Source organism: Lysinibacillus sp. FSL M8-0337 (assembly GCF_038593855.1).
In the GTDB taxonomy this organism is placed as follows: domain Bacteria; phylum Bacillota; class Bacilli; order Bacillales_A; family Planococcaceae; genus Lysinibacillus; species Lysinibacillus sphaericus_D.
This window is the reverse complement of sequence record NZ_CP151996.1, coordinates 2,511,036-2,533,305: the sequence shown is the minus strand read 5'-3', so window position 1 is coordinate 2,533,305 and position 22,270 is coordinate 2,511,036. Positions and strand designations below refer to the sequence as shown.

Here is a 22,270-nt window from a genome sequence, read left to right as displayed (position 1 = left end):
ATTGATTAAACATCGCTATGAGGTGTTTTTTATTATATAAAGAAACAATAAAAGTAAAGGTTAAAAGGTAGAATTACAAAAACCAATATAATTTTAAAGTAGCGCTATTTTTATTTTGCTTGACCATTTTATAATAAAGATATTTACAAAATTAGGTTTGTGAAGTTTGGGAAATCTAGTGTTGTAACACTTTCAGCACCTTAACAGCATATGTGTAAGGATGTAAATATGGTATAGTGAAAAAGAGGTGTAAAAAAATGGTTAGAGGGAATAGTGAATTGTTAGAAACAGAAACAAATTCAAGAGATCAGAGGGAGTTGATAAAAAGTATTTACAATTGTAAAGATAAAGATTTAATAAAGTTTTTAAGTAAACACCTAAAAAGAGATGATTGGAATGGAGAAAGTTTGTTTACTATTTTTAAAAGACTCCTAAAATATGAGAAAAGAAATTCAAATATTAAAGATTATATAAAAAATATTAAAACTCTTTCTTCAGAAGATCGATTATTTTTGAAGGCTAGATTAGTAGAAATTGAATGTACATATGATAGAGTTTCGATAATAAACCTTAGTGGTGTAGGACTATTTGCTTTTTTACTTATCTATAAAGAAATGTCAAAAGAAATTTTATTTAAACAGCTCCCAGTAACGTATTATTATTTTATGCAAGCTGTTTATATTTTGGTAATATTATTTTTAATTAAAAAAGCGGTCAATACAAAACGTTACCTATCGAAAGCAAAGTATTTCTTAACTATAATTGATAACTTTAAAAATTAATCGATATTAAAAGTTATTTGTCCGATTGCTACAAAACATAATATGAGCCATACAAGTATAAACGAGTAATTGATTTCGATGAAGTGATTTTCGGGTTGCTTCATCATTTGTGTATTTTGGAATAGGTTTAATGCTATTAGCTTTCCTTGATTTAATAAAATTTTTAATTAGTAGTTGACTAAAGAAAAAGTTACAAGTAGCATAAAAGAAATACTGTTGTATTCTTATAAACTTAATAAGGTATAAAAACTTATTCGATGTTTATAAAAAAGAATCAAATTATAAAAAGGAGTGATTTTAAATGGCGATAACAACATTTAAGGCAAACACATTTTTAAAAGAAAAGGTTTTGGTAGAAGCTCATGTTAGAGGACATAAAATTATTGTCGATGAACCAAAAGAATTAGGTGGAGATGATCAAGCTCCAAATCCTGTAGAACTCTTGCTTTCATCTTTGGGGGCATGTCAATCAATAGTAGCAAGAACTTATGCGAAGAAATTTGATATAGACCTTCAAGATTTCTGGGTGGAATTAGAAGGAGACCTTGATACAGATGGCTTTTTAGGCAAGTCCGATGTAAGACCAGGATTTTTATCAATCCGATATACTTTTCATATCAAAACGAATGCATCAGAGGAAAAGGTAGAAGAATTTAAAAATTATATTGAAGCACGTTGCCCTGTAGGTGATACGATTGCTAATACAGTAAATCTTGTGTCTTCAGGAATTGTTATTGAGAATTCTGTAGTTTAATCTATTTTTATGTAATGCGTAATATAATTGTAAGCTAGATATTCAGAATGTTCCAAACGATTTTCAAGTAACTTTATATACTGTGAGGGAGGGGGCACTAAGTGTTTCCTCCCTTATTACTTACAAACTGGGGCAAGACATACATAAACGGCTCTATTTTTAGTGATGGGTATATTTTTGTGTAATACTTTAGAACATTGTAAAATAGACGATATTAACCTGTTAAAAGGTACAGAAATATGTTTAATGGGAGGTTGGGTCGATGAATAATCAGAAGAAGAGTAAATTACAAATAATAGCGATAATTTTAATAATAGCCCTATTGGTTGCGGCGTTTGTTACTTTTTTCTTAGGGCATTTTGTGGTAGGTTCTGTTTTATTTGTAATCTTTATGATAATCTTGAATGCTATTAGTAGTTGGACAAGAATCAAAAATACTGAGTACATTCATTTTAAAGAGCATAAATATAATGAGAAGTGGTGATGAAACGCGGTTTTTGCTATGGAACTGATCCTAATCATGCATTCTAGCTTTTTTTATTTTTGTCTTTTCATGGAGTGAAACCAAAGATGTACAGAAAATGGGGCAGTGTATCTTGATAAAGTAGTAATAGCAAAATACTTGTTTTACCCTTGATAAACCAAAAGCACATGTTATTTCATGTGCTTTTGATTTTTTTTATATTTATAAAGTTGATAAAAAAACATTATGTAATTTTAAATACAAGACTGTTTATTAGCAATAGAATCAATAGGTTGTATTTTGTCATTTCTTGCACTTACCCGGGAAATTATTTTTTATTTCCTAATTTAAATACCACATTTCTAATGGCATTTTGTAACACAAAAAAGGAGGGCTAGGGCAAATTGGGATTATCCAAGTAGTTAAAAATAATAACTATGTCGTGATGAATTGTACAGCATTAAATGACAACTGGCTCAATCCTCAAATAATTGAGCGCTGATACATACAAGTGCAGAACCGCATTTCATTTGTAGAAGGGGATAGAGTGGTTGAAGTCGTTCATAGATTACTAAATGGGCATAGCATGCGTTCAATTAGAAAGCATATGAGAATATCTAGTACGACAATTTTTAGAGTAAGAAATAATATTTGAGTCAGATGATGAAGTAGCCAATGAGCTACTTCTTTTAATAACATATGTTCAACAATCGGGCTAGATTATGGAATAACGCAGTTGATGGGTTATACTAAAAATCAGAAATAGATTGTTAAGTATTATAAAAGACAGAATAATCTAATTCAAGGAAATAAGTTAAATTTAAATGATAATCTAAAGTTTATTTATTATTACTAATTAACAAAAATAAACTTATATGATAGATAATAAATTCTATATAGAGGTGGAATTATATGCCTAAAATTGACAATATGTTAGCAATTCTATGGATGCTTCGTTCAGGTGAAAAAATTACAGCAAAACAAATTTCAGAAAAGTTAGAGATGAATATAAGGACTGTGTATCGTTATATTGATACGATTTCAACAAGTGGCGTACCTATAATTTCAGAACCAGGACATAACGGTGGATACACTTTAATGAACAATTTTATTGAGGCTCCTCTTTTTTTTGATTTTGAGGAGCAAACTTCACTATTTCACGCTGCTGTTTTTGCAGAAGAAGCCGGATATTATGGAGGTGAGGCACTAAATAGGGCCATTTCAAAACTAAGTAAATACTCAAATCAAGAGCAGAAAATAAAGATAAACCAACATTTAACTAGTCTTGAAGTAATAAGTCGATTAAGTTCACTCTCTATGGAACCTTTTTTGAAGGAGTTGGAGCAGGCCGTAGCTGACGGGTACTCAGTAAAAATTCTTCACCATAAAAGTGGTGAAAAGGAAATAAATTACAGATTGGTCGATCCGTACAGAATTATCTATTGGAATAATAAGTGGTATGTGATTGGATTTTGTCATCTTAGAAATGATATCCGTAGTTTTAGAGTAGATCGAATTGAAAGTCTAATGCTAACCGAAAATAAATTTGACCGGCCAGAAAATTTTTCAGCACGTGACATTTTTATAAAAAACCTTCTTCCAACTATAGAAGATAAAGATAGAATTATTTCTTTGATTATTAATGGAGATAAAAGTGTATTGGCTGATATTTGCCAACATTGGTTTTTAGGACATTATTTACAAACACGGACTTCAAATCAAGCAGTTTTTCTTCTTGAAAAAGATATAATACATACATATGTACCTTATTTACTTTTACCGTACAATAAATCTATTAAAGTTATCGAGCCAATAAGTCTTAAGAAAAGAATTATTGAAGTTCTGACGGAATTAATAAAATATCATCAAGCATGATGACTTCCCTGACGTTAACTGTCAGGGAAGTTATTTTATAATAGCTATATCAATTGTGATTGGAGTGCTATTGGATGCAAACAAAAAAAGTTTTTCTATATGTATTTAATACAATGTCGGACTGGGAATATGGATATTTAATTGCTGAACTAAACTCAGGAAGATATTTCAAAAAAAATTTAGCCCCTTTAAAAGTAATTACAGTAGGAGCTAATAAAGAAATGATTACTACTATGGGAGGACTGAGCATAAAACCAGATATTTCACTTGATGAATGTATTCTTGAGAGTAAAGATCTTTTAATTTTACCAGGAGGGACTACTTGGAGTGAAGAAATTCATCAACCTGTCTTGGAGAGAATTGGCCAAGCTTTAAAGTTTGGCACTATTGTTGCTGCAATTTGTGGTGCAACTGAGGCTCTTGCGAATATGGGATACTTAGATTCTAGAAAACACACAAGCAATGACTTAGAGTATATTAAAATGGTCTGTTCTAATTATAAAGGAGAAAAATTTTATGAGATGAGACCTGCGGTATCTGGTGAGAATTTGATTACTGCATCAGGAGTAGCACCTCTAGAATTTACGATGGAAGTACTGAAAAAACTAGATGTATTTGCACCTGACACATTACATTCATGGTATAACCTAAATAAGACTCATCAACCTGAATACTTCTTCCAGTTAATGAATTCAATAAATAGCTGAGCTAAAAATCAACGAGGCAGTTTTATAAATCATGCTTTAGAAAATGTAAAAGTGATAGTTTTTGTATATAACTTAAATATGTTTATGGAAGTAAAGAACTTACAAAGCACTCCTGAAGTTGTAATAAATAGGATCGGTAACTAAACCTCTTTTTAATCTTATTGAACAAAGGTGTGCTTTTTTCTTTGGTAATTATGTTGGAATGATCTTCCACAATCGGGGGCGATTCTGTAACAAGAATCAGCGCTCGTTTTTTATTGAAGGGCCATTTTGTTGAGCAATAGTCTTACACTCACTCTTAATTAAGTTTTGAGGATTATATTGGACCATAAGGTTAATTTTTATTAAAGAATAGTTCTATTAAACAAACTTTAATTGGATATATAAGGTGATATAGTTAGTTGAAGTAAAATACAACTTAACATTCATGTTGAAATAATCTAAAGTTGAAATGAGGGATTTTAAATGGGTATTGATTTTCATAATGAGCAAAACCGTAATACTTATTCAACTCGAAAAGCTGATGATTCGTGGGGTAAGGTTATAAACAGTTCGAGAATATCTCTAAGGCGTTGGATATAGGGTGTGGTGGGAGTATTTATTCAAAGGCGATATCTGAAAATGAGAGTAGCCTTTGTTACCGGTGTTGATTTTTCCAAAGAAATACTTAATGGTGCAAGAGATAACTGTAGAGAATATCAAAACATATCATTTAAACAAGGTGATACACTTCATACAAGCTTAGAAAGCAACGATTACAATTTACTTCTTGAAAGAGCGTTGATACATCAAATAATTATAAAAAAGAATTATAGACGAAAAAAACCTCTTGAGTTGAATCGTGGAAGTTACTTCAGAGATACAAAAAAGTTAATATAGAGTTAAAACACACATTCTTTCACGTATGAAATCACAGTGTTTTTTAATTGTTACGTAAGGTATAGCACATTAAAAAATCACATAGATGGAAATAGAGAGTAATTGTGTGATTTAATGATGATTTATTAAGTGTATTACCAAGAGACGAGAACCTGAAATCTTTGTTTACAAAAAGGATTATATATGATAATTTGGATTAAAATGTTAATAATGGTGGTGGAATTAATGAAGTGGACATATGTTTTAGGTATCGTTATTTTAACTGTTTTATTGAGTATAGGTGGTACACTTTTAATCTCAGAAAAGATCTATGAAAAAGAAGAGATGGAACAAGATGTGAAAGAATTAGAGAACACTTCAAAAGAAGATACAAAAGAAAAATTTGTATCGACGGTGGATGTGAGCGGGATAGGTTGGGAAACCCCTATTTTCTCCAAGAAAATTGATGATTGGAAAAGTGGAGATGAACCCTTCGTTGGCAATCTAGTAGAAGAAGTGATTCAAGAGATGGCACACCAAAAGATTATCGCTGAATCGAAAGAAGGTTCTATTATGATTACACCAAAAAGAATCGACACATTAATACAGATGGTAGAAGAAAACAAAGATAACTATGAACGTCATAAAATGTCTGATAAGTATGCACCTTATGAAATATACCTAGATATATTAAAACGTTGGAAAAAAGGTGATTTTTCAACAGTTGACGATGACCATAATATTTTAATGTTTATTCAAGGAGGGAAACCACCTGAAGGTTTAGCAACAGGTATTGCTTCGGAAGAACAAGAGATAAACTATATTTTCCAAGTTTTTGCTAAAGAGGTAGATGAAGTCTTTGGCTCGACAGAAAAGCAGAATTAATCTATTTTTAGAAGTTAAATAATAATTGCTAACATCCTTCGGGGTGTTTTTATTTTGCTCTTAAATGTAACAATTGAAAAGTCATTGCTGCTGAACTACCGGTACTTTCTTTTGAGAGCGAAATTTACATTATAAGTCATCTTCAATTAACCTATAATATTTTGCTAATGGAGGATAAGTTATGACTGAAAAATTGAATGGTAAAATTCATTGTATGGATATTAGTTTATTAAAAATATTTTGAAGACCAAGTAGCATAAAATGTAGTCTTGGTCTCATTATATAGAAAAATGTTATATAACTTTCTGTAATTCAGTTTTGCTCATCGGTAACAAGTCCGAAAATTTCAAGTATATCTTCGATAATTACACTTGTGTCTATTGCTATTATTATAAATATTAATAAACTAATAATAATTGAAATCGCTATTAATACATTAAAGGTAGTAACATTTTTTTTATTATATTCAGGAACTTCTTCTACTTGAGCTACTAAATCTTTAGCTGAAGAAAGAGTAATATTATCAGGATCTTCTTTAACTGTATTGCAATATTCACATGTATAGAGAGTTAGGCCTTCTCTTACAATCTTTTTATAAGAATTTTTTGCCAAGCAGTTAGTGCAATTAAACAATAAAATTACCTCCTTTTTAAGAAACAACTATTTACCATTTTAGGTAATCAACCACTGATTGTATATATAAATTTAATATAATTTTTAGGTGTATAACAACCCACAACCCATGCCAACTCGCTACACAAAAAAGTCACGAAAGTCTATTCTGATATGAACTAGCACCAACATATTTTTGGATTTTCATAATTAAAATAACTCCTAATTAATAGAAAAGAGCAATAGATTTATTCATCCGATGCAGTACGGGAAGCCTAAGCGTATTTTGTCATATAGCGAGAATCAAATTAAAGCTAGGGACGAGGAATGGATGAACAATACTTAATCAATCAATTGGTGTTACACATTGGCCTCTATAAAAAATATCAGTACAAAGAAAACGAGATAGGGTTTTATCAGAACCTTGAAGTTTTACGCGTGCTTAAAGGGTTGAGTACAACAGGACGAGGCTTTAGATTATGCTATTGCAGTTACTGAAAGAGTGAAGGCTTTATGAGACTGTGAAATGGTATTGAAATTTGAAGGAAGGTTACTATGGAGAGTGCCACGTATTTGATAAATTTCGTTCAGTAAGTGAAAAGGGGAATGACCACATTTATTTCAATTGTTTATTTAAATAATCAATAAATCTCTTTTGTGCTTGCTTTGTCTTCATAATCTTTTTAACACGAAAATAAATTAGTTGCTCGAAAGTGGTATTCGGATAATCCGAGGGCTGTTGTGACGTTGAATGGGGTGCTGGAAGTGAACACAGTACGCAAGGAAGTTAAACAACTTAGAGCCCGGCTAATCAATCAGCAGGACCATATAGCCTTTCTCAAATCAAAGGGTGTTCGAAACGTAAAGCTTATGATCCTAGTAAGAAATGCAGAGGATGCAAGGTTTATAGAGAACTAAAGAGCATTGGGAAAGAGCTTGAGCAGATGTTTTCGTTTGTGAAGGTGAAGTAAGTGAATAATTGAAAGAAATTGTGAAACAAAGGAAGGAAAAAACAAACATCGTGAGATGTTCGTTAAAGAGCTATTATTTTTCAGTTGCTGTATTCCCCATTGCAATTGAAATTCTATTCCAACTGTTGATTTGATTGATGATTAGAACAAGGTCAACATACTGTTTCTCGTCATAGTATTCACATACTCGCTTATATAGATCATCTGGAACTCTTTTAGTAGGAATTAAAGTTATATGCTCAGATAATTCTAAAGCAACTTTCTCTTCAAGTGTATAAAAAGTACATTCATTCCAAGCATTTAAACAATAAATACGCTATTCTGTTTCACCCATCTTCCGAGCATCGGATGTATGCATGTCTATGCAGAACGCGCACCCATTAATTTGAGAGACTCTAATTTTGATAAGTTCCCTAGTTGCTCGATTAATTGTAGATTTTTTAGTGTATTTTTCCATATCCATCATGATTTTCATACCATCGGGTGCAACATCATAGTAGGCAATTCTTTGACTCATAGGGCAAGACTCCTTTTGTTTATAAGATAAGATAATTATAACTATATACGAATATTAGAACTATTTTTTAGCACTATAATATTTCTATTAAATGGGATTTAAGAAAGAAAATGTAAAGAATCTATTGATTTATTTACTGAACAATATGAACATTTAACGAAAATAGAGCGATTATAATATCGCTCTAAAAAACTCATAAAATCCCATATTCATAGGGATTGCCCATATAAAGAAACCAAGTAGGGCAATTGGGCCAATAAAGAAATTATATATCTTTGTCGGCAAGATTTTTCCGAATAAAGTTTTGTAGATTGCTACGCAAATTACCATTACAACCGGCAGTAAAATCAATGGTGGTATCAAAAATAACAGACTTCCACCAAGAGATATTCCTGAAAATATGTCCATTCAATTACCTCTTTATGTATTTTGTGTAAATTGTACCATAAAAAAGCTGCAGCGTCGTCATTCGCTACAGCTCGCTCTCTTATTCCATATTCGTATCAGCATTATAACACATAGGAGGGTGGAACTATGTTAAAAGAACGATCACAACTAAATCGCTACCAGCTAGACAAGGCAATTAAAAATTATCACGCCAATATGCGTAGATATATGAGAATGAAGGACGAGCTTGAATCATTAAAGGCAACTGCATCTACAGTAAAGGAAACTTAATATTTAATGTTTTCAGTGTAAGTTCAACTGATTCAATCATTTAAGTATTCGCTTAAAAACATATTTCGTAGTGCTAAATTTTTAATGACAACTATTTTATCTTTATACTTAGAAAATGTAGTTTTTGAAAGTAAATCTATAAGAGTTTCTTTTTCAGCGATAGAGCCATCCTCGACCAAATGCTACAGATGCATCGTAAGTTTGGTAAGAGTGGTGAAGCCACTTGGACTGACGTTAATAAATACAATCGTTTCAATCAGGAAATGAATCTAATTGCTCAAGAGCTCAATTCGGATTACAAAGCGATTATTAAGCTAATAAGAGAGTCAGAGGAACAACTTTACATTGAGAGGTATTTGATGATGGCCTACCTTTTACAACAATCTACAGGCGAGGAAATGGGCTTTCAAATACCATCGATAGTAGTGATTCAAGCTGCAATCGACAATCCAGTGGAATTTCTGACGTTACCAAAGATATTTTAATCCCACAGGAACAACATTATTAGACATCTAAACATCGAGATAGCGCAAAGCCTACAAGCAGGAGAAAGCTACACTGAAATGGCATACAGAATTGAGACCGCTATGGGATGGACCAAGAAGAAGGCTATCCTTGTTGCTCGTACAGACGGTGGCCGCGTAAGATCTCAAGCAGATTTAGCTGTAGAAGAACAGGCTAGTAAAACCGTTCGGCTAACAAAGGTTTGGATGTCGTCACTTGATACGAGAGTACGGAAATCTCATAGAAAGCTAGATGGACAAAAGGCTGATAAAGACGGCTATTATCACTATGGTAAGTGGAAATCAAAAGCACCTAGACTTTGGGGAATTACTTCAATGGATATTCAGTGTCGATGTCATTCAATTTACTTGGTAAACGGTAAATTACCTGAATACAGACGTGGTAAAGATTATATGGATAATACGTACCAAAAGAAATTAGCAGCTCATATAGATGCTTACATGGATGACTTAGGACTAACTTATAAACAGGAGTTTAACAAAGCTTACAAAGAAGTTAAGCCACCTAGTGTAACAGTACCATTCATGAGCTTCGAGGATTGGAGAAAGCAGTTTAGTGGTGAACGGTGAGTGAAGCTAAATATGTTTCTAAATAAAGCTTGATAAAAATCACCTCGTTGGTTTTTCTTAGAGGTGATTTTATTTTTGGGTATTTATGTTAAAATTGAATTGATTTTCAATGTTATTTATATTTTGTTCCACAATCGGGCAATATTGCTGAATATAGGTGATTAGTCCTTATAAAAGTGCTTAGTAGTGATGGGGCTGATAAAAGGTTGTATTAAAGAACTGTAGACCGTACCACACAGCGAAATATAGCATGTTTATAGGGGAATAGATAATATTATTTATATAATAAGGAGGAAATTTAATTATGGATTTATTGCACCCTATATTCGGAGAGTTAGAGTTAAATGAATTTGAAGAATACGAAGCAATTAGACTTATAAAGTTTTCAGGATTAGAAAAAGAAGTGAAAATAACTTTTGACGATGAAATCAACGAGAAACATTGTCAAGCATATCAATATTTTATAGAAAATTTAGATAGAATAACTCCGGAAATAATACAGTCTATGATTGAATATCAGAATGAATGTCATGATTACACTGACTATACAGCGAGTTTTAAATATTTTGAAAATACTAATGATGTCTTAGGTAATACCGAACTTTTTGAAATTGTTCTTCAAACCGAACTTCATGGAGTAGTTACGGATTCAAACCTCTATCATAAAGTAATGAAAGAAGAACTAAATGGCACGGAAGAAGAAAGATACGTAGTGCTATTGTTTGAAGCAAAATGGGTAAATGATGATTATCACATCTTAAGTGTTGCTTTAGCGAATGAAAAAGTGATTTATGTGACAGATGAAAATATTACAATTTAATTTGGTGATTATGAGCATAATACGAAGTTTATAAATACAAGCTTATCACAGAAACTATATAATAAATGTTTTGACTCATCTTATAAATTTACATTATACAGAAATAAAAAGAGTAATAGGATAAGTCTATCGCTGGAATAGGGATATTATCAGCACATCTGATAAGGAGATTTACATATAAAAAGGTTCGCAATTGCAATTAGCATGGCGAACCGTATCAAAGTTAAATATCAAGGCTATGTGTTAATAAGGTTTTATATTCGTTATTCAGTAATCTGGCGCGATTCTGTAATAAGAACCGGCGCTCGTTTTCGTTAATGGGTCATATTATTGAATAACATTCTTTTAAGAAATGTCCCCAAATGACACATGGGAGGGTTAAAATTCAACTAACGGGGTGTTTTAGTTGAATAAGATAGTCCAAACCAGAAGTAACAATCAGTAGTTTGGTTAAAAGAATTATCTATTTCTTCCGTAGTGTCATTTTTAACAAATGGACTGTTTTAAAGGAGTGGAAAGAATGAGAAAAAATTTATTTATGATTAGTCTTATATTGTTTGTTATTTCAGCACTACCGTTATTTCAAATGGTAAGAGAAAGAGTAACAACGTGGAAACTGGATAATCGATATACAATTGAACAGGCATATGCTCAAGGCTTCCTCACACATAACGATGTGTCAGAAATTGTAGTCAATGGTCACCTCATTGAAATAGTTGAAGAAAAAACAGGGGAAAAAGGAACATTAACTTATTGGGATGAAAATGAAGGTGTAAAACCTGGAGATATAGTAAAACTTCATCTTTCAATTGATAATAAAGAAGTTACGACAACAGATGAAATATGGCTCTCGAATCGTGATAGAGGGGGTCGTTATTACTCTTGGCTTGACATTTTAACGGTAAACGATGATATAGCTATCGTACAGCGTCTTACAGATGATAATGGTGCAATGGAAGATCGTAGATGGAAAATCATATGGATTGATGAAAAAGGTAAGCTTACAGAAGATCAAATTTCATATTACGACCGAAGCGAAAATCCACTTGCGGTTCGATTAATAAACATTTCTAGTACATCGTTAATGGGGATGGGGTATTATTCAGATATACTATTTACATATCCAACTATATTCTTCCCCCTTATGTTTCCGTGGGGAACCGGTTTATTCAGTGTATTATTTTTTATTATTGCATTTTTACAACGAAAGAAATCACCTAAATTGAATTGATTTATATGGACCATTGAAATGAAAAGTTTCATTTTTTTCTTCAACGAACAGGGGCTTTGGTGCAACAAGGATTTATAACGTAAACATAAATAAACCTAAAAACGTCCCAAAATGAAAGCTTGGACGTACACCAAAAAGTCACGAATGTTGTTAAATCAACGTTTGTGTCTTTTCTTATACGCATTATTAATTCAGTTTTTTATGCAAAGTGCAGCTGGTACTTTGATAAAGAAGCAACTCATTATTAATTTTCATTTTTTAAAATTCCCCTAATATCAAGGAATTTGTTAACTGTTAAATATTAATGGATAAATTACTTAAAATTGGAACTTCTATTCATGCTAGACGTATTAAAGTAAAGAGACTGTGTCAGTTCAAAGAGATACATATAAAACGGAATCATTAAAAGGAGAAAATGAAATGAGTATTTATTTAGTGATATTACCAATGATTAGTATGTTGTTAGGTTTATATTTAGTGTGTCTGGGACTCTGGGAATTAAGACTTGGTATAGATAGAAAAAGATTTATAACCTTCTCGTTTACAGGGCTATTTTTAATCTTTATATTACCGAATATGTTTGGGTTTCTTCAATTTAATTTTTAATAACTTTCAATAAATATCTATCTGCTAACTGAAATATAGTTTAAGTGAAAATTAAGTTGAAAAGGGATGAAATGGAGTGAGTAATAATATAAAACGATTTAAGAAAATAAGTGACAAAGTAATATACGGCTCGACTGCTGAAGAACGATTTAAAGAAGTGCACGGGATAACAATTGAGGAATGGAAATCAAAAGGAGAAGAAAGATTTAAAGATGAAACAGGAATGAGTTACGAAGAATGGTATATAAAAAAGGTTATTTCTTCGACACCAATTGATTATCTTAAAAATCTCAATGGCTCTGTTTCTCAGGATGATATAGAACTGGTTAAAGATTTACAAGAGTTGGGGTTAAATGATGGTGTTATAAATGTATTACTGGATTATGTAAAAATTGTTAGTAAAATTGGGTTTGTTCACTCGTTGGTGAGAGATATAGGGGAAAGTTGGCTCAATAAGAACGTCACAACTATTGAAAGCGCTATGGCATTTGTCAGGGAAGAGTGGAATAAATAAAATCCTCAAAATAAATACTTTAATATCAAAAACCTAATTGAGCAAACGTGATACGTTAATCTTAAATCTTGGAATTGCATTTGCAGCTCTTTTTCTTTATTCAACAAACACTTTTCTAACATAAAATTAAATGTTTAATATATATGAAGCACTCTGTCCTTTGTTTGGCTCTTTTTAATAATAGCCAACAGATTACAGCGTGCTTTTTGTTGTTAAAACTGCCTCCATATAGGAAGCAGTTAACAATATTGTTTAATTACAACTAAGATTGTAAGGAGTAAAAAAATTTTCTAAATGACAAAATGTTTGATAATTTTATAAGGAAATTCCATTTAAAGAAAATCAAATCACCTAGATGAAAGAAATTTCTAGTGTGTGTTCATCTAAATCAAGTTCAACTACCATTGCGGCTTTAATTGCGTCTAGTAATTCTTGTTCTATACTAACAGGAATGGAATCCAGTAAAGATTGAATTTTATCGAGATAAGTAGGACTAATATTAATTTCTCTTACTTCATTAAATTCTTCCCATAACTTAGCAGTGCATACAAAAGTCATATCTAACAACTCATTCTTGTATATCGGCTAAAATTGTTAGGTAGTAATTCCATATATTTGGAGTATCATTTGTATTAATTTCAATTACTTCAAAACCGTATTCAAGTTGTTCTTGAACAAAAAGATCGTTTGGTTTTATTTTAAGGAAATTACAAAGGCTACAACACAAAAGAAGCTGCTCAAACAAACATTAAATTCATCCAAGAGTTTAAGAGGATGAAAGAGTTTATCCAAAAGAAAACTTCTTCTTCAACGAACGATACAATTGAATTTGATAAGCATTTAATTGGTTTAAAATATGCTACTGAAATATTATGGGTGGACGGGCCGTCTAAAATTCGAATGTTAGAGGAAGTTCACAAACAACATGGTGTCCCAACAAACCATGATCCATTATTCGGAGTTTTATAATCTTACACCGCCACTATCAAATGATTTTAACGATTGGTGCAAAAGTGTGGTGACTGAAATGGGTGATAGAGAAATACACCTACTTTATTTGGCTGTGATTGCTGCATTAAATAAAGGTCTTGGTTGTCAAAAGTTAGTTTCTATAATGTTTCAGGAACTTTAAAAACGTTAATTGGAAATAGAATTTTGCGTAACTTAAGTTAACACCATATCACAAATCAAAATCTGAAATGTAAAAGTAAAAAATTTAAGGATGATACATAGTCAAAAAAACTATGTATCACCTTTTACTACCTACGCGATAATTGGTTCTTATTTGGATATTTATGTTAAAGTTGATTTTGAAGATTGTGAAGTGTGCTTAACTTATTGAAGAGGAGGTATAGTTGATGAATATTTATTGGTTAGGTGGAGGTTATCCTCTTGATTGGGAGTTTTGTTTTTTAACAGTTTCAGAATATAAAGAGAAATTAATTGAGAAAAGAGAGAGCAATCCTGATTATTTTGATATGCAAACAGGTGGAGTGGATAAATTATTTGCTCTTATCGATAAACGTGTCACGTTTGCTCTAAATAAGTTTAATGAGACATTAGACAAATACGGTAATGAATTAAGATGCCCTCCCATGATTACGCCAATACCTAAAGGGGATGATAGTAATGAGGCAGATTTTATCATAATTTTAAAGTCAGATGAAGATGGCGATACATTAGTTTACTCGCCATATCCTATTTCATATTTAGAAGGTTGAGAGGGCCCGTATTGGTAGAAAAAACTCCATTTGATAAAGAAATGCACTTAAACAACAGAGCAGAATAGAGGTGGGAAATGGACTCTTTAGAATTAAACAAATCTAAATATATTGTCTCTAATATTAAAGACATTTTACATAGTAAGCTTATTCTTGCTAAACCGTTAACTAAAGATCAATTAAAAAAAATTAACCTAGTTAACCCCCCTGTATATGAAAAGGAGAAGTATCTCATTCAAGAACAATGGTTATACAGTATTAATATTGGAGAATGGGAAGATGTGGAGATTACTATTCAAGGGAGTAAAGAAAAGCCTGATGCGGAGATTATCGAAATGGCGGAAAAAATATTCGATGAACTTTATCTTCATATAAGCTGTGCATTAAAGTATTTACAGAAATTCTTTCCTAATCAAGAAATGAAGAACTACTATCTTTCTACAATATGTTTTGGAAAGATGGTTAATTTTGACGATTATATATTTTCTGGGTTTAGTTTATCTTTTTTATTTGACGACGATACCTTTGAGTATCAATATAAAGTGAAATTTAAAGACAATGGATGGCCTATTGGTTTTGAAGGTGGACCAATTTAATAATCACAGATGTTTTTTCTTAATGAAGTAACGAAGGCTTAAGTGAAACAAGGGTTTCGTACTTCTACACTTATAAAAGAATGTTTTTGACAATCTTTAAACATGCTCTTTAGATTAGTTCTCATATCTAGGTTAATATCGGTAATCTAATCAAATCAATCATTATTATAAAACTAAACAAGCCATTCTATCAGAGTGGCTTTTTGTTTTGTCTTTCTTCTCGCAGACACTATAAAGAACAGGAAAAATTACTATCAAACAGTTTAGGGATTCAACAGAATAACTAAATTGGGCAAGGATGACATGATGAAAAACAATCCATTTTATTTAAAAACCTATCTACCTTTAGCTATTCAATTGTTTGCAGATGGTGGGGAAGGAAATCCTTCAGGGAATCCAAGGGATCAGAGGCAGTGCCAAAGTCGTAACGAAAGCTGCAGCAGTTTTGGCTGCAAATGCAGTTCCCGATATTAGTTCAAGTCTTTCTACTACCAAAGCTGAAATGAAGCTTGCGGCATCACAATTAGCCGAAGCTGCTAGAGCAGATTTGCGTATCTTAACGGATGGACTATCGGTGAAAAGTGCCATCAGCAGTGCTCAAAACACAAGTATTACAAGCGAATCTGTACTTGATTTACCGATGTTAGAAAAAGTTATTCAGCTCCTTCGAGTTATCGCTGATAAAGACCTGTCACTTGAACTTGATGGTCATGTTTTAACCAATTATGTTGATGAGCGAACAGCAAGAAAAGTTGTGGTATAATTTTACGTATATTTATTTTAGAAGGAAGTGAATTCATGAGTGATTTAGAAAAAATCAAACTTGTGAAGCCACCATTTCCCAAGCTACGATGTTTTTCTTTCGAACCTATAATTATCTAGGAGAGTACTATTTTGAAGAAAAACATCGGAAACAAAACACCTAGCTTATTATTACTGATTGTACTAGTAGGCTTCCCACAAATTAGTGAAACTATTTTTAGCCCATCATTACCATCTATCGCAGAAGTATTTGAAATTTCTATGAGTGATGCACAGCTTACGATGAGTGTGTATTTTATCGCTTTTGCCTTCGGAGTATTTTTCTTTGGGCGTTTATCCGATAAAATCGGTCGTCGCAAGGCAATGCTATATGGGCTATTCTTATATTTTTTTGGTAACGTACTTTGTTTAGTAGCAAATGAAATGGCGGTTTTATTAGTCGCACGGTTTATTCAAGCTTTTGGTGCAAGTGTTGGCTCTGTCGTGACACAAACGATTTTACGAGAAAGTTTTTCTGGTGTTGAGCGTCATAAATTGTTTGCTCAAATTACAGCTGCCCTTGCCTTCACACCTGCCCTTGGTCCATTAATCGGTGGTTTTACTGATTATTATTTTGGCTTTAAGGTCGTATTTTTTGTGTTAGTTGCTATGAGTATTATTGTATTTTGCTACGCGTATATACGCTTACCTGAAACAGTGCTAACAACAATCCAAATGAAGCCTATACTACCAATAGTAAAGCGCATGTTTACAAATGCGCGTCTATGGCGCTACGGCGTATTAATTGGCGGTATTAACGGTGTATTATTTAGCTATTATACCGAAGCACCATTTATTTTTACGCAATACTTTAAACTAACAAGTGCTGTGTATGGTTTTTTAGGTATTATCGTTGCTCTCGCTTCTATTGCGGGTGCGATGCTATCTAAACGACTTGTTAGCCATACAAAACCTGAGAAGATTATCGTACAAGGGTTAGTCATTATGCTCATCGGTACATTGCTCGCTACATCGGTGCAATTTTTACCAAATGCATTACAAATGCCAACCATGATTGTTAGTGTGTTCATTATTTTATTTGGTACAGGTACCGCTTTACCAATCTGTTTAAGCATAGCGCTCATTGACTTTCAAGACGTCATTGGTTCTGCCAGTGCGATATTTAGCTTAGGGTATTATTTACTCGTTAGCGCTACAATCTATGGTATGAGCATTTTCCATAATGGAACAGTCCTTGCAATGCCCCTATATTTTTTAGCACTAGGGATTGTTATGCTCTTAATAAGCTTACCATTACTTTATAAAAAGATGTGAAGTGTTAAATTCTTGCTCTACGTAATAGAGCTACTATCGTATTTAAAAGTTGAATTGAAAATAGACGTCATTTCGAATGTGAAAGCTACAATAATCGTTTCATAATGTTGTTAATAAAAGTATCCTCTTTTGAGGGTGCTTTTTCTTTTGCTTGAAAGTAAGCATATGAAATACATTTTCAGTTGGTGATAAAGAATGCTAGTCATTAAAAACTTTGCTGGAAATCAGACAGAGCCTTTTTTCACAACATCTGCACCAGTATTCGAACAAGATACTCTAGGTAATTTAACGCTTGAATTCACAATCAATAAATCAAATAACGAAGATGGATTTAACCTTCTTCAAGAAGAGTCAATTGTCACAGCAGCTAATTATGATTTTCGAGTAAAACAATTAATTGATAATAAGCCAGAACGCAAAACGATCCTTGCCATCTCGACATTTTTTGACTTAGCATATCAATTTAAAGATAAAACTTTTGGTGGCACTCATAGTAGTCAAGAGTTTGTGAACTACTTGTTTGCTGGTACAGGTTGGAGCGCGACTATAGACTTCACGGAAACTGCAACCATCTATAAGTTTGGTTCAAAAAACATCATCCAGTGTGTCAATCAAATCTGTGATGCCTTCAATTGTGAATTTGAGATATTGCCTAATAACCGAGTGCATTTCAGTAAATCACTTGGGCCGGACAACGGCGCACAGTACCGCTATGGTCATAACATCAAAGCACTTAGCCGAAAGATTGATACCACTCATCTACGAACAAAAATTACAGCAACAGGTAAAGATGGTTTGACTGTAACCCACACATCACCAAATCACACAATTTGGGGTGTCCGTATCGCTGATCCAATTAGTGACGAGCGATTTACCAATGCAGATAACCTGTTAAAAAAGGCTAAGGATGCCCTTATTGATTATCCAGAAGTATCGTTTGAGCTCGATACAATCGAATTATTAGATAAACAGTTAGGTGAAAAGGTATGGCTGATTTACGAGCCGATTGATGGGCTAGAGATACAGACTCGAATACTTAAACGTATTTGTATTGTAGATGAGGTTACAGACGAGTTAAAGACTATGGCTGTCACACTAGGCAACTCATTACCTCGCACAATGTCCGATAACGAGGTGGATACGGAGGAGCTTATCGAAGAGACAAAAGAAGAGCTAAGTGAAGTTATCGAGGAAAATAAAAAGGAATATAAGTCGGCCATCACACAAACTGATAGCCGTATTACCCTTGAGGTAGAAAAGCTCAATAAATCGATCGCATCAATTGATGTGAAAGCCGACCAGATTAGTCTATCAGTGAGTAATCGAATTACAAATGAAGTGGCTGCTATTAATGTTCGTGCTAATCAAATACAGTCAACAGTAAGTGCTCAAAACGTTTCCATTGGCAATTTAAATAACCGTATAGGGAGCGCTGAAAGTAGTATTACACAGCAATCTTGGCAAATCAGTCAAAAGGTAAGTACAACCGATTACAATGGCAATACCATTGCATCTTTAATTAATCAAACATCCACCACAATTAGTATTCAAGCCTCAAAAATTAATCTTGTAGGCGCAGTCAGGGTTCTTTCAGACATAAGTGGCAATTTGGGGACAATTCATGCGGGTAACATTCGTATTAAAGAAGATATTCACATGGGAAATAGACTCTACTTTAGTGATATGACTTCTGTGGGTGGTGCGAATGGGACGATTCAATTAAGCGCTTGGAATGACATCGTATATAGCGGATCACGACACTCTTTTAATGGAACAGTTGATTTTAGTGGAGCAAGAGTAGTAGGCCTTGGCGGTGGAGGAAATTATGTAAGTACTAACACGCTTGGTCTAGAAATAACGCAAAGTTCAAACAATGCAAGAACGATAGTTTTTAAACGATATGGCCGGGATTTGGGTACGATTACATTAAGATAAGGAGACATGTAGTATGGAACAAAACTATTTTCTAATTTCAAATGAAGGAACGGCGTTCGCATTAGAGGGGAAAATAGACTTAGTACAGATTCAAAAGATTTAAAATACACCACAAAATGTAGCTGTACGATTAGGCAGTAAAGTCGTGAATAAGTATATGATTCATGCCGTGGCGAAAAATGAGTGTTCGGATATGGAGGAATATAATTTAGGTATCACAGTTGGCCAAAGTAAGCTTCGTACGAATGTGGAAGATATAGAAACGATATTAGATGCATTAGAATCTGATATTAATAAAATGGAATATGTCATGATAAATGACGCAATGGTAATTTTTAAACACGCTTTTCAGGTCGCTGAAGCTGAATAAATAACAAAGACGCAAGCATAAGCTTAGCGTTATTTTTTGCCTTCCACATCATGTTTGAGGAGGGCTTTTATTATGAAAAAGGAAGGTATCCAATGAAAACAGACACTTTATATACATCACTCGTAGGCGGCTCCATGGCGGGGGTCGCCTATTTTGTTGGTGGCATTGACCATTTAATCAAAGCATTAGTTATCTTTATGGCCATTGATTATATTTTAGGCATTATGGTTGCGTTTGTTGTGAAAAACGTTGATAGCAGAAAAGCCTTAATCGGATTGTTTAAAAAACTGGCGATGATTTTGATGGTCATTGCCGCAGTGCAACTGGATTTAGCAACAGAGAGTGGGAACTTTATGCGAAATGCCATGATTCTTTTTCTAATTGGTATGGAAGGAATCAGTATGATTGAGAATATTGGAAAGTTAGGTTTGAAAGTACCAAAGTTTTTAACGAACGCTTTTAAACAGCTACAAATCGACAATGATGATAAAAAGGATGATAAACAATGAGTGTCACAACAACATGCCGAGATTTAGCTGAACTATTACCAGTGGCTCAGACAGCCTGCAGATTACTCTTTCAACAGTGCTATAAAGCAGGTATTCAAAATATCTTCGTTACAGAAACCTACCGTTCGCAAGCACGGCAAAATTATCTATATGCACAAGGGCGTACAAGACCAGGAAAAATTGTGACGTGGACACTCACAAGCAATCACACTTCACGATTAGCATGGGACATTGCAGTGGCTCCCCCTAAACCCTTATATGATGTGGATACATTAACAAAAGTCGGGGCTATAGCTCGTAAGTTAGGTATTACCTGGGGTGGTGATTGGGCACGCAGAATAGACCGTCCACATTTTGAAGTGAAACGCAATTGGAAGATGCCTAGAGGTTACAAATTAGAAGGACAAATAATCGTGCCAAGCAATAGTAAATTGAAATTCCAATTAATTGTGAAAGACAAGAAGGAGGAGATTACAGTGGCTAATACAAATTGGAATCCGGGTTCACCAGCGATGAGAACTGAAACAGAGAACTTTATTGCACAAGCAGTTAAGGATGGTATTATCAATGCTTCACACTTGAAAGATTTGCGGAATGGTCTTATGACAACGGATCGTTTAATTGGTTTGTATATTACAATTCAACAAAGACGTAGTAAATAAAAACGATGATTAATTAATACTTGTTTTTTAGCTAGGTCTTTTTAATTTTGTTTGAATTTATTGGTTAATTATTTACAAAATCTATAGGGCGATGTCATTGTACAAATGATTATTTACACGAAATCTTATTATATATTTTCTTGTAAAATTTAACTAAAATAAAAAATATAAGGAGTGATTGGTTTTGAAAAAAATTTTGTTAATGTTTTTAATTAGTATTCCATTTTTTACTTTTTCTACAATTGGAGATGCACATGCAGCAACAGATTCAACAAGTTTAATTCCAAAAATGACATCAGATAATGCTCCAAGTGGAAAGGCTACAAGTAGTGATGCGTGGTTCCCAGCCTATTTTGCTTTTGATGGAGTACCCCATTATTCAATAAATGGAGGTTTTCATGGATGGGGAACCTCTGCAACAACAGGTTGGCTTGCATATGAATTTAATGAACCAAAGGTTATAAATAAATATGTTTTATATTATGGAGAAAGTCAGAGTAGCGGCCCAGGATTATTGACAACTGTACCCAATTCTTGGACATTCGAAGGGTCAAATGATGGGGAGAACTGGATAGAACTTGATAAAGTAAGTAACTACACATCTACATCTTGGAAAAGTGGAGAAAATGCTTTTGAAATCGAAAGCAGAGAACCGTATAAACACTTTAGAATTAATGTTACTAAAAATAACGGAAGTGTTTCAGGGCAAGTAAATCTTACTATCCATGAATTAGAGCTATGGGGTTATGATGCTACGGAAAAACCAAACCCTGAACCTAAGCCAGATCCTATACCAGATCAAAATAGAGCTATCTTAGTAATAACTTTAGTTACTGGTGTAGAGAAAGAATATGATTTAAGTCTTGAAGAAGTTAATAGTTTTATAAATTGGTATGATTCCGCTAATGGAGAGAAATCATATTCTATTAATAGAACTAATAAAAATAAAGGTCCTTTTAAAACAAGGAAAGATTATTTTGTACATGATAAAATCTTGATGTATGAAGTTAGTGAATATTAAATAAAGTAAAGTA

26 protein-coding genes and 2 pseudogenes are annotated in these 22,270 nt (G+C 32.9%); 24 read left to right on the top strand and 4 right to left on the bottom strand.

The genetic code is table 11. The features are described from left to right. Window positions 1-257 precede the first annotated feature (257 nt). The 7 genes from MKY08_RS12020 (at window position 258) to MKY08_RS11990 (ending at window position 6,324) form a co-directional block, all read left to right on the top strand. The gene (locus MKY08_RS12020; protein ID WP_069512275.1) at window positions 258-782 is read left to right on the top strand and encodes a hypothetical protein; all 525 of its coding nucleotides are present in this window, start codon (window positions 258-260) and stop codon (window positions 780-782) included. A 301-nt stretch (window positions 783-1,083) separates the two neighbouring features. Beyond that, window positions 1,084-1,536: an OsmC family protein gene (locus MKY08_RS12015; protein WP_069512277.1), complete on the top strand. Its 453-nt coding sequence runs from the start codon at window positions 1,084-1,086 to the stop codon at window positions 1,534-1,536. 262 nt (window positions 1,537-1,798) lie between these two features. Beyond that, window positions 1,799-2,020, top strand: coding sequence for a hypothetical protein (locus MKY08_RS12010; RefSeq protein ID WP_069512279.1), 222 nt, complete (start codon window positions 1,799-1,801; stop codon window positions 2,018-2,020). An 891-nt stretch (window positions 2,021-2,911) separates the two neighbouring features. Then, entirely contained in the window at window positions 2,912-3,874 is a 963-nt protein-coding gene (locus MKY08_RS12005) for a YafY family protein (protein ID WP_069512281.1), read from the top strand. A 74-nt stretch (window positions 3,875-3,948) separates the two neighbouring features. Continuing rightward, window positions 3,949-4,581: a type 1 glutamine amidotransferase family protein gene (locus tag MKY08_RS12000; RefSeq protein ID WP_069512284.1), complete on the top strand. Its 633-nt coding sequence runs from the start codon at window positions 3,949-3,951 to the stop codon at window positions 4,579-4,581. 585 nt (window positions 4,582-5,166) lie between these two features. After that, window positions 5,167-5,460 carry a class I SAM-dependent methyltransferase gene (locus MKY08_RS11995; RefSeq protein ID WP_342533468.1) on the top strand — a complete coding sequence of 98 codons (294 nt, stop codon included), beginning with the start codon at window positions 5,167-5,169 and terminating at the stop codon, window positions 5,458-5,460. Window positions 5,461-5,685: 225 nt separating this feature from the next. After that, window positions 5,686-6,324 carry a DUF6241 domain-containing protein gene (locus MKY08_RS11990; RefSeq protein WP_069512286.1) on the top strand — a complete coding sequence of 213 codons (639 nt, stop codon included), beginning with the start codon at window positions 5,686-5,688 and terminating at the stop codon, window positions 6,322-6,324. A 312-nt stretch (window positions 6,325-6,636) separates the two neighbouring features. Here MKY08_RS11990 and MKY08_RS11985 read toward each other — a convergent pair whose 3' ends face one another. The 3 genes and pseudogenes from MKY08_RS11985 to MKY08_RS11975 all read right to left on the bottom strand — a co-directional run bounded on the left by MKY08_RS11985 (window position 6,637) and on the right by MKY08_RS11975 (window position 8,832). Further along, window positions 6,637-6,957 (bottom strand): hypothetical protein, encoded by a 321-nt coding sequence (locus MKY08_RS11985; RefSeq protein WP_069512288.1) that lies wholly within the window; start codon window positions 6,955-6,957, stop codon window positions 6,637-6,639. Window positions 6,958-7,980: 1,023 nt separating this feature from the next. Then, window positions 7,981-8,424, bottom strand: a pseudogene (locus MKY08_RS11980) (carboxymuconolactone decarboxylase family protein). 171 nt (window positions 8,425-8,595) lie between these two features. Further along, on the bottom strand, window positions 8,596-8,832 hold the full coding sequence (locus MKY08_RS11975; RefSeq protein WP_069512290.1) for a hypothetical protein: 237 nt from the start codon (window positions 8,830-8,832) through the stop codon (window positions 8,596-8,598). A gap of 126 nt (window positions 8,833-8,958) precedes the next feature. Between MKY08_RS11975 and MKY08_RS11970 the strand changes: the two genes are divergently transcribed. The 6 genes from MKY08_RS11970 (at window position 8,959) to MKY08_RS11945 (ending at window position 13,367) form a co-directional block, all read left to right on the top strand. After that, complete coding sequence (locus MKY08_RS11970; protein ID WP_176723201.1) at window positions 8,959-9,102, top strand: hypothetical protein; 144 nt, start codon at window positions 8,959-8,961, stop codon at window positions 9,100-9,102. 179 nt (window positions 9,103-9,281) lie between these two features. Continuing rightward, complete coding sequence (locus MKY08_RS11965; RefSeq protein ID WP_069512292.1) at window positions 9,282-9,587, top strand: hypothetical protein; 306 nt, start codon at window positions 9,282-9,284, stop codon at window positions 9,585-9,587. Between the two features lie 15 nt (window positions 9,588-9,602). After that, entirely contained in the window at window positions 9,603-10,196 is a 594-nt protein-coding gene (locus MKY08_RS11960; protein ID WP_342535002.1) for a phage minor head protein, read from the top strand. 304 nt (window positions 10,197-10,500) lie between these two features. Continuing rightward, window positions 10,501-11,016, top strand: coding sequence for a hypothetical protein (locus MKY08_RS11955; protein WP_069512295.1), 516 nt, complete (start codon window positions 10,501-10,503; stop codon window positions 11,014-11,016). Window positions 11,017-11,536: 520 nt separating this feature from the next. Then, window positions 11,537-12,247: a hypothetical protein gene (locus MKY08_RS11950; RefSeq protein WP_069512297.1), complete on the top strand. Its 711-nt coding sequence runs from the start codon at window positions 11,537-11,539 to the stop codon at window positions 12,245-12,247. 682 nt (window positions 12,248-12,929) lie between these two features. Beyond that, complete coding sequence (locus MKY08_RS11945) at window positions 12,930-13,367, top strand: DnaD domain protein (protein WP_069512301.1); 438 nt, start codon at window positions 12,930-12,932, stop codon at window positions 13,365-13,367. Window positions 13,368-13,718: 351 nt separating this feature from the next. Here MKY08_RS11945 and MKY08_RS11940 read toward each other — a convergent pair whose 3' ends face one another. Further along, window positions 13,719-13,925: a hypothetical protein gene (locus MKY08_RS11940; RefSeq protein ID WP_069512303.1), complete on the bottom strand. Its 207-nt coding sequence runs from the start codon at window positions 13,923-13,925 to the stop codon at window positions 13,719-13,721. 156 nt (window positions 13,926-14,081) lie between these two features. Between MKY08_RS11940 and MKY08_RS11935 the strand changes: the two are divergent. The 11 genes and pseudogenes from MKY08_RS11935 to MKY08_RS11885 all read left to right on the top strand — a co-directional run. After that, window positions 14,082-14,165, top strand: a pseudogene (locus MKY08_RS11935) (phage regulatory protein); the annotation flags it as partial. Beyond that, window positions 14,142-14,336 carry a hypothetical protein gene (locus MKY08_RS11930; protein ID WP_069512305.1) on the top strand — a complete coding sequence of 65 codons (195 nt, stop codon included), beginning with the start codon at window positions 14,142-14,144 and terminating at the stop codon, window positions 14,334-14,336. The pseudogene MKY08_RS11935 and the gene MKY08_RS11930, both read left to right, overlap by 24 nt. Before the next feature lie 389 nt (window positions 14,337-14,725). Further along, window positions 14,726-15,088, top strand: a complete 363-nt coding sequence (locus MKY08_RS11925) for a hypothetical protein (protein ID WP_069512310.1) — start codon at window positions 14,726-14,728, stop codon at window positions 15,086-15,088. A gap of 77 nt (window positions 15,089-15,165) precedes the next feature. Next, entirely contained in the window at window positions 15,166-15,684 is a 519-nt protein-coding gene (locus MKY08_RS11920; RefSeq protein WP_069512312.1) for a hypothetical protein, read from the top strand. A gap of 361 nt (window positions 15,685-16,045) precedes the next feature. Beyond that, entirely contained in the window at window positions 16,046-16,447 is a 402-nt protein-coding gene (locus tag MKY08_RS11915; protein WP_141705591.1) for a hypothetical protein, read from the top strand. Between the two features lie 131 nt (window positions 16,448-16,578). After that, entirely contained in the window at window positions 16,579-17,760 is a 1,182-nt protein-coding gene (locus tag MKY08_RS11910; protein ID WP_069512316.1) for a multidrug effflux MFS transporter, read from the top strand. 195 nt (window positions 17,761-17,955) lie between these two features. Further along, complete coding sequence (locus MKY08_RS11905; protein ID WP_069512318.1) at window positions 17,956-19,695, top strand: phage tail protein; 1,740 nt, start codon at window positions 17,956-17,958, stop codon at window positions 19,693-19,695. Window positions 19,696-19,840: 145 nt separating this feature from the next. Continuing rightward, on the top strand, window positions 19,841-20,065 hold the full coding sequence (locus MKY08_RS11900; RefSeq protein WP_141705592.1) for a hypothetical protein: 225 nt from the start codon (window positions 19,841-19,843) through the stop codon (window positions 20,063-20,065). Between the two features lie 92 nt (window positions 20,066-20,157). After that, complete coding sequence (locus tag MKY08_RS11895) at window positions 20,158-20,574, top strand: phage holin family protein (protein ID WP_069512320.1); 417 nt, start codon at window positions 20,158-20,160, stop codon at window positions 20,572-20,574. Beyond that, on the top strand, window positions 20,571-21,236 hold the full coding sequence (locus tag MKY08_RS11890; protein WP_069512322.1) for a M15 family metallopeptidase: 666 nt from the start codon (window positions 20,571-20,573) through the stop codon (window positions 21,234-21,236). Before MKY08_RS11895 ends, MKY08_RS11890 begins: the two co-directional genes overlap by 4 nt. Window positions 21,237-21,420: 184 nt before the next feature. Further along, window positions 21,421-22,257, top strand: a complete 837-nt coding sequence (locus MKY08_RS11885; RefSeq protein ID WP_029747452.1) for a discoidin domain-containing protein — start codon at window positions 21,421-21,423, stop codon at window positions 22,255-22,257. Window positions 22,258-22,270 lie beyond the last annotated feature (13 nt).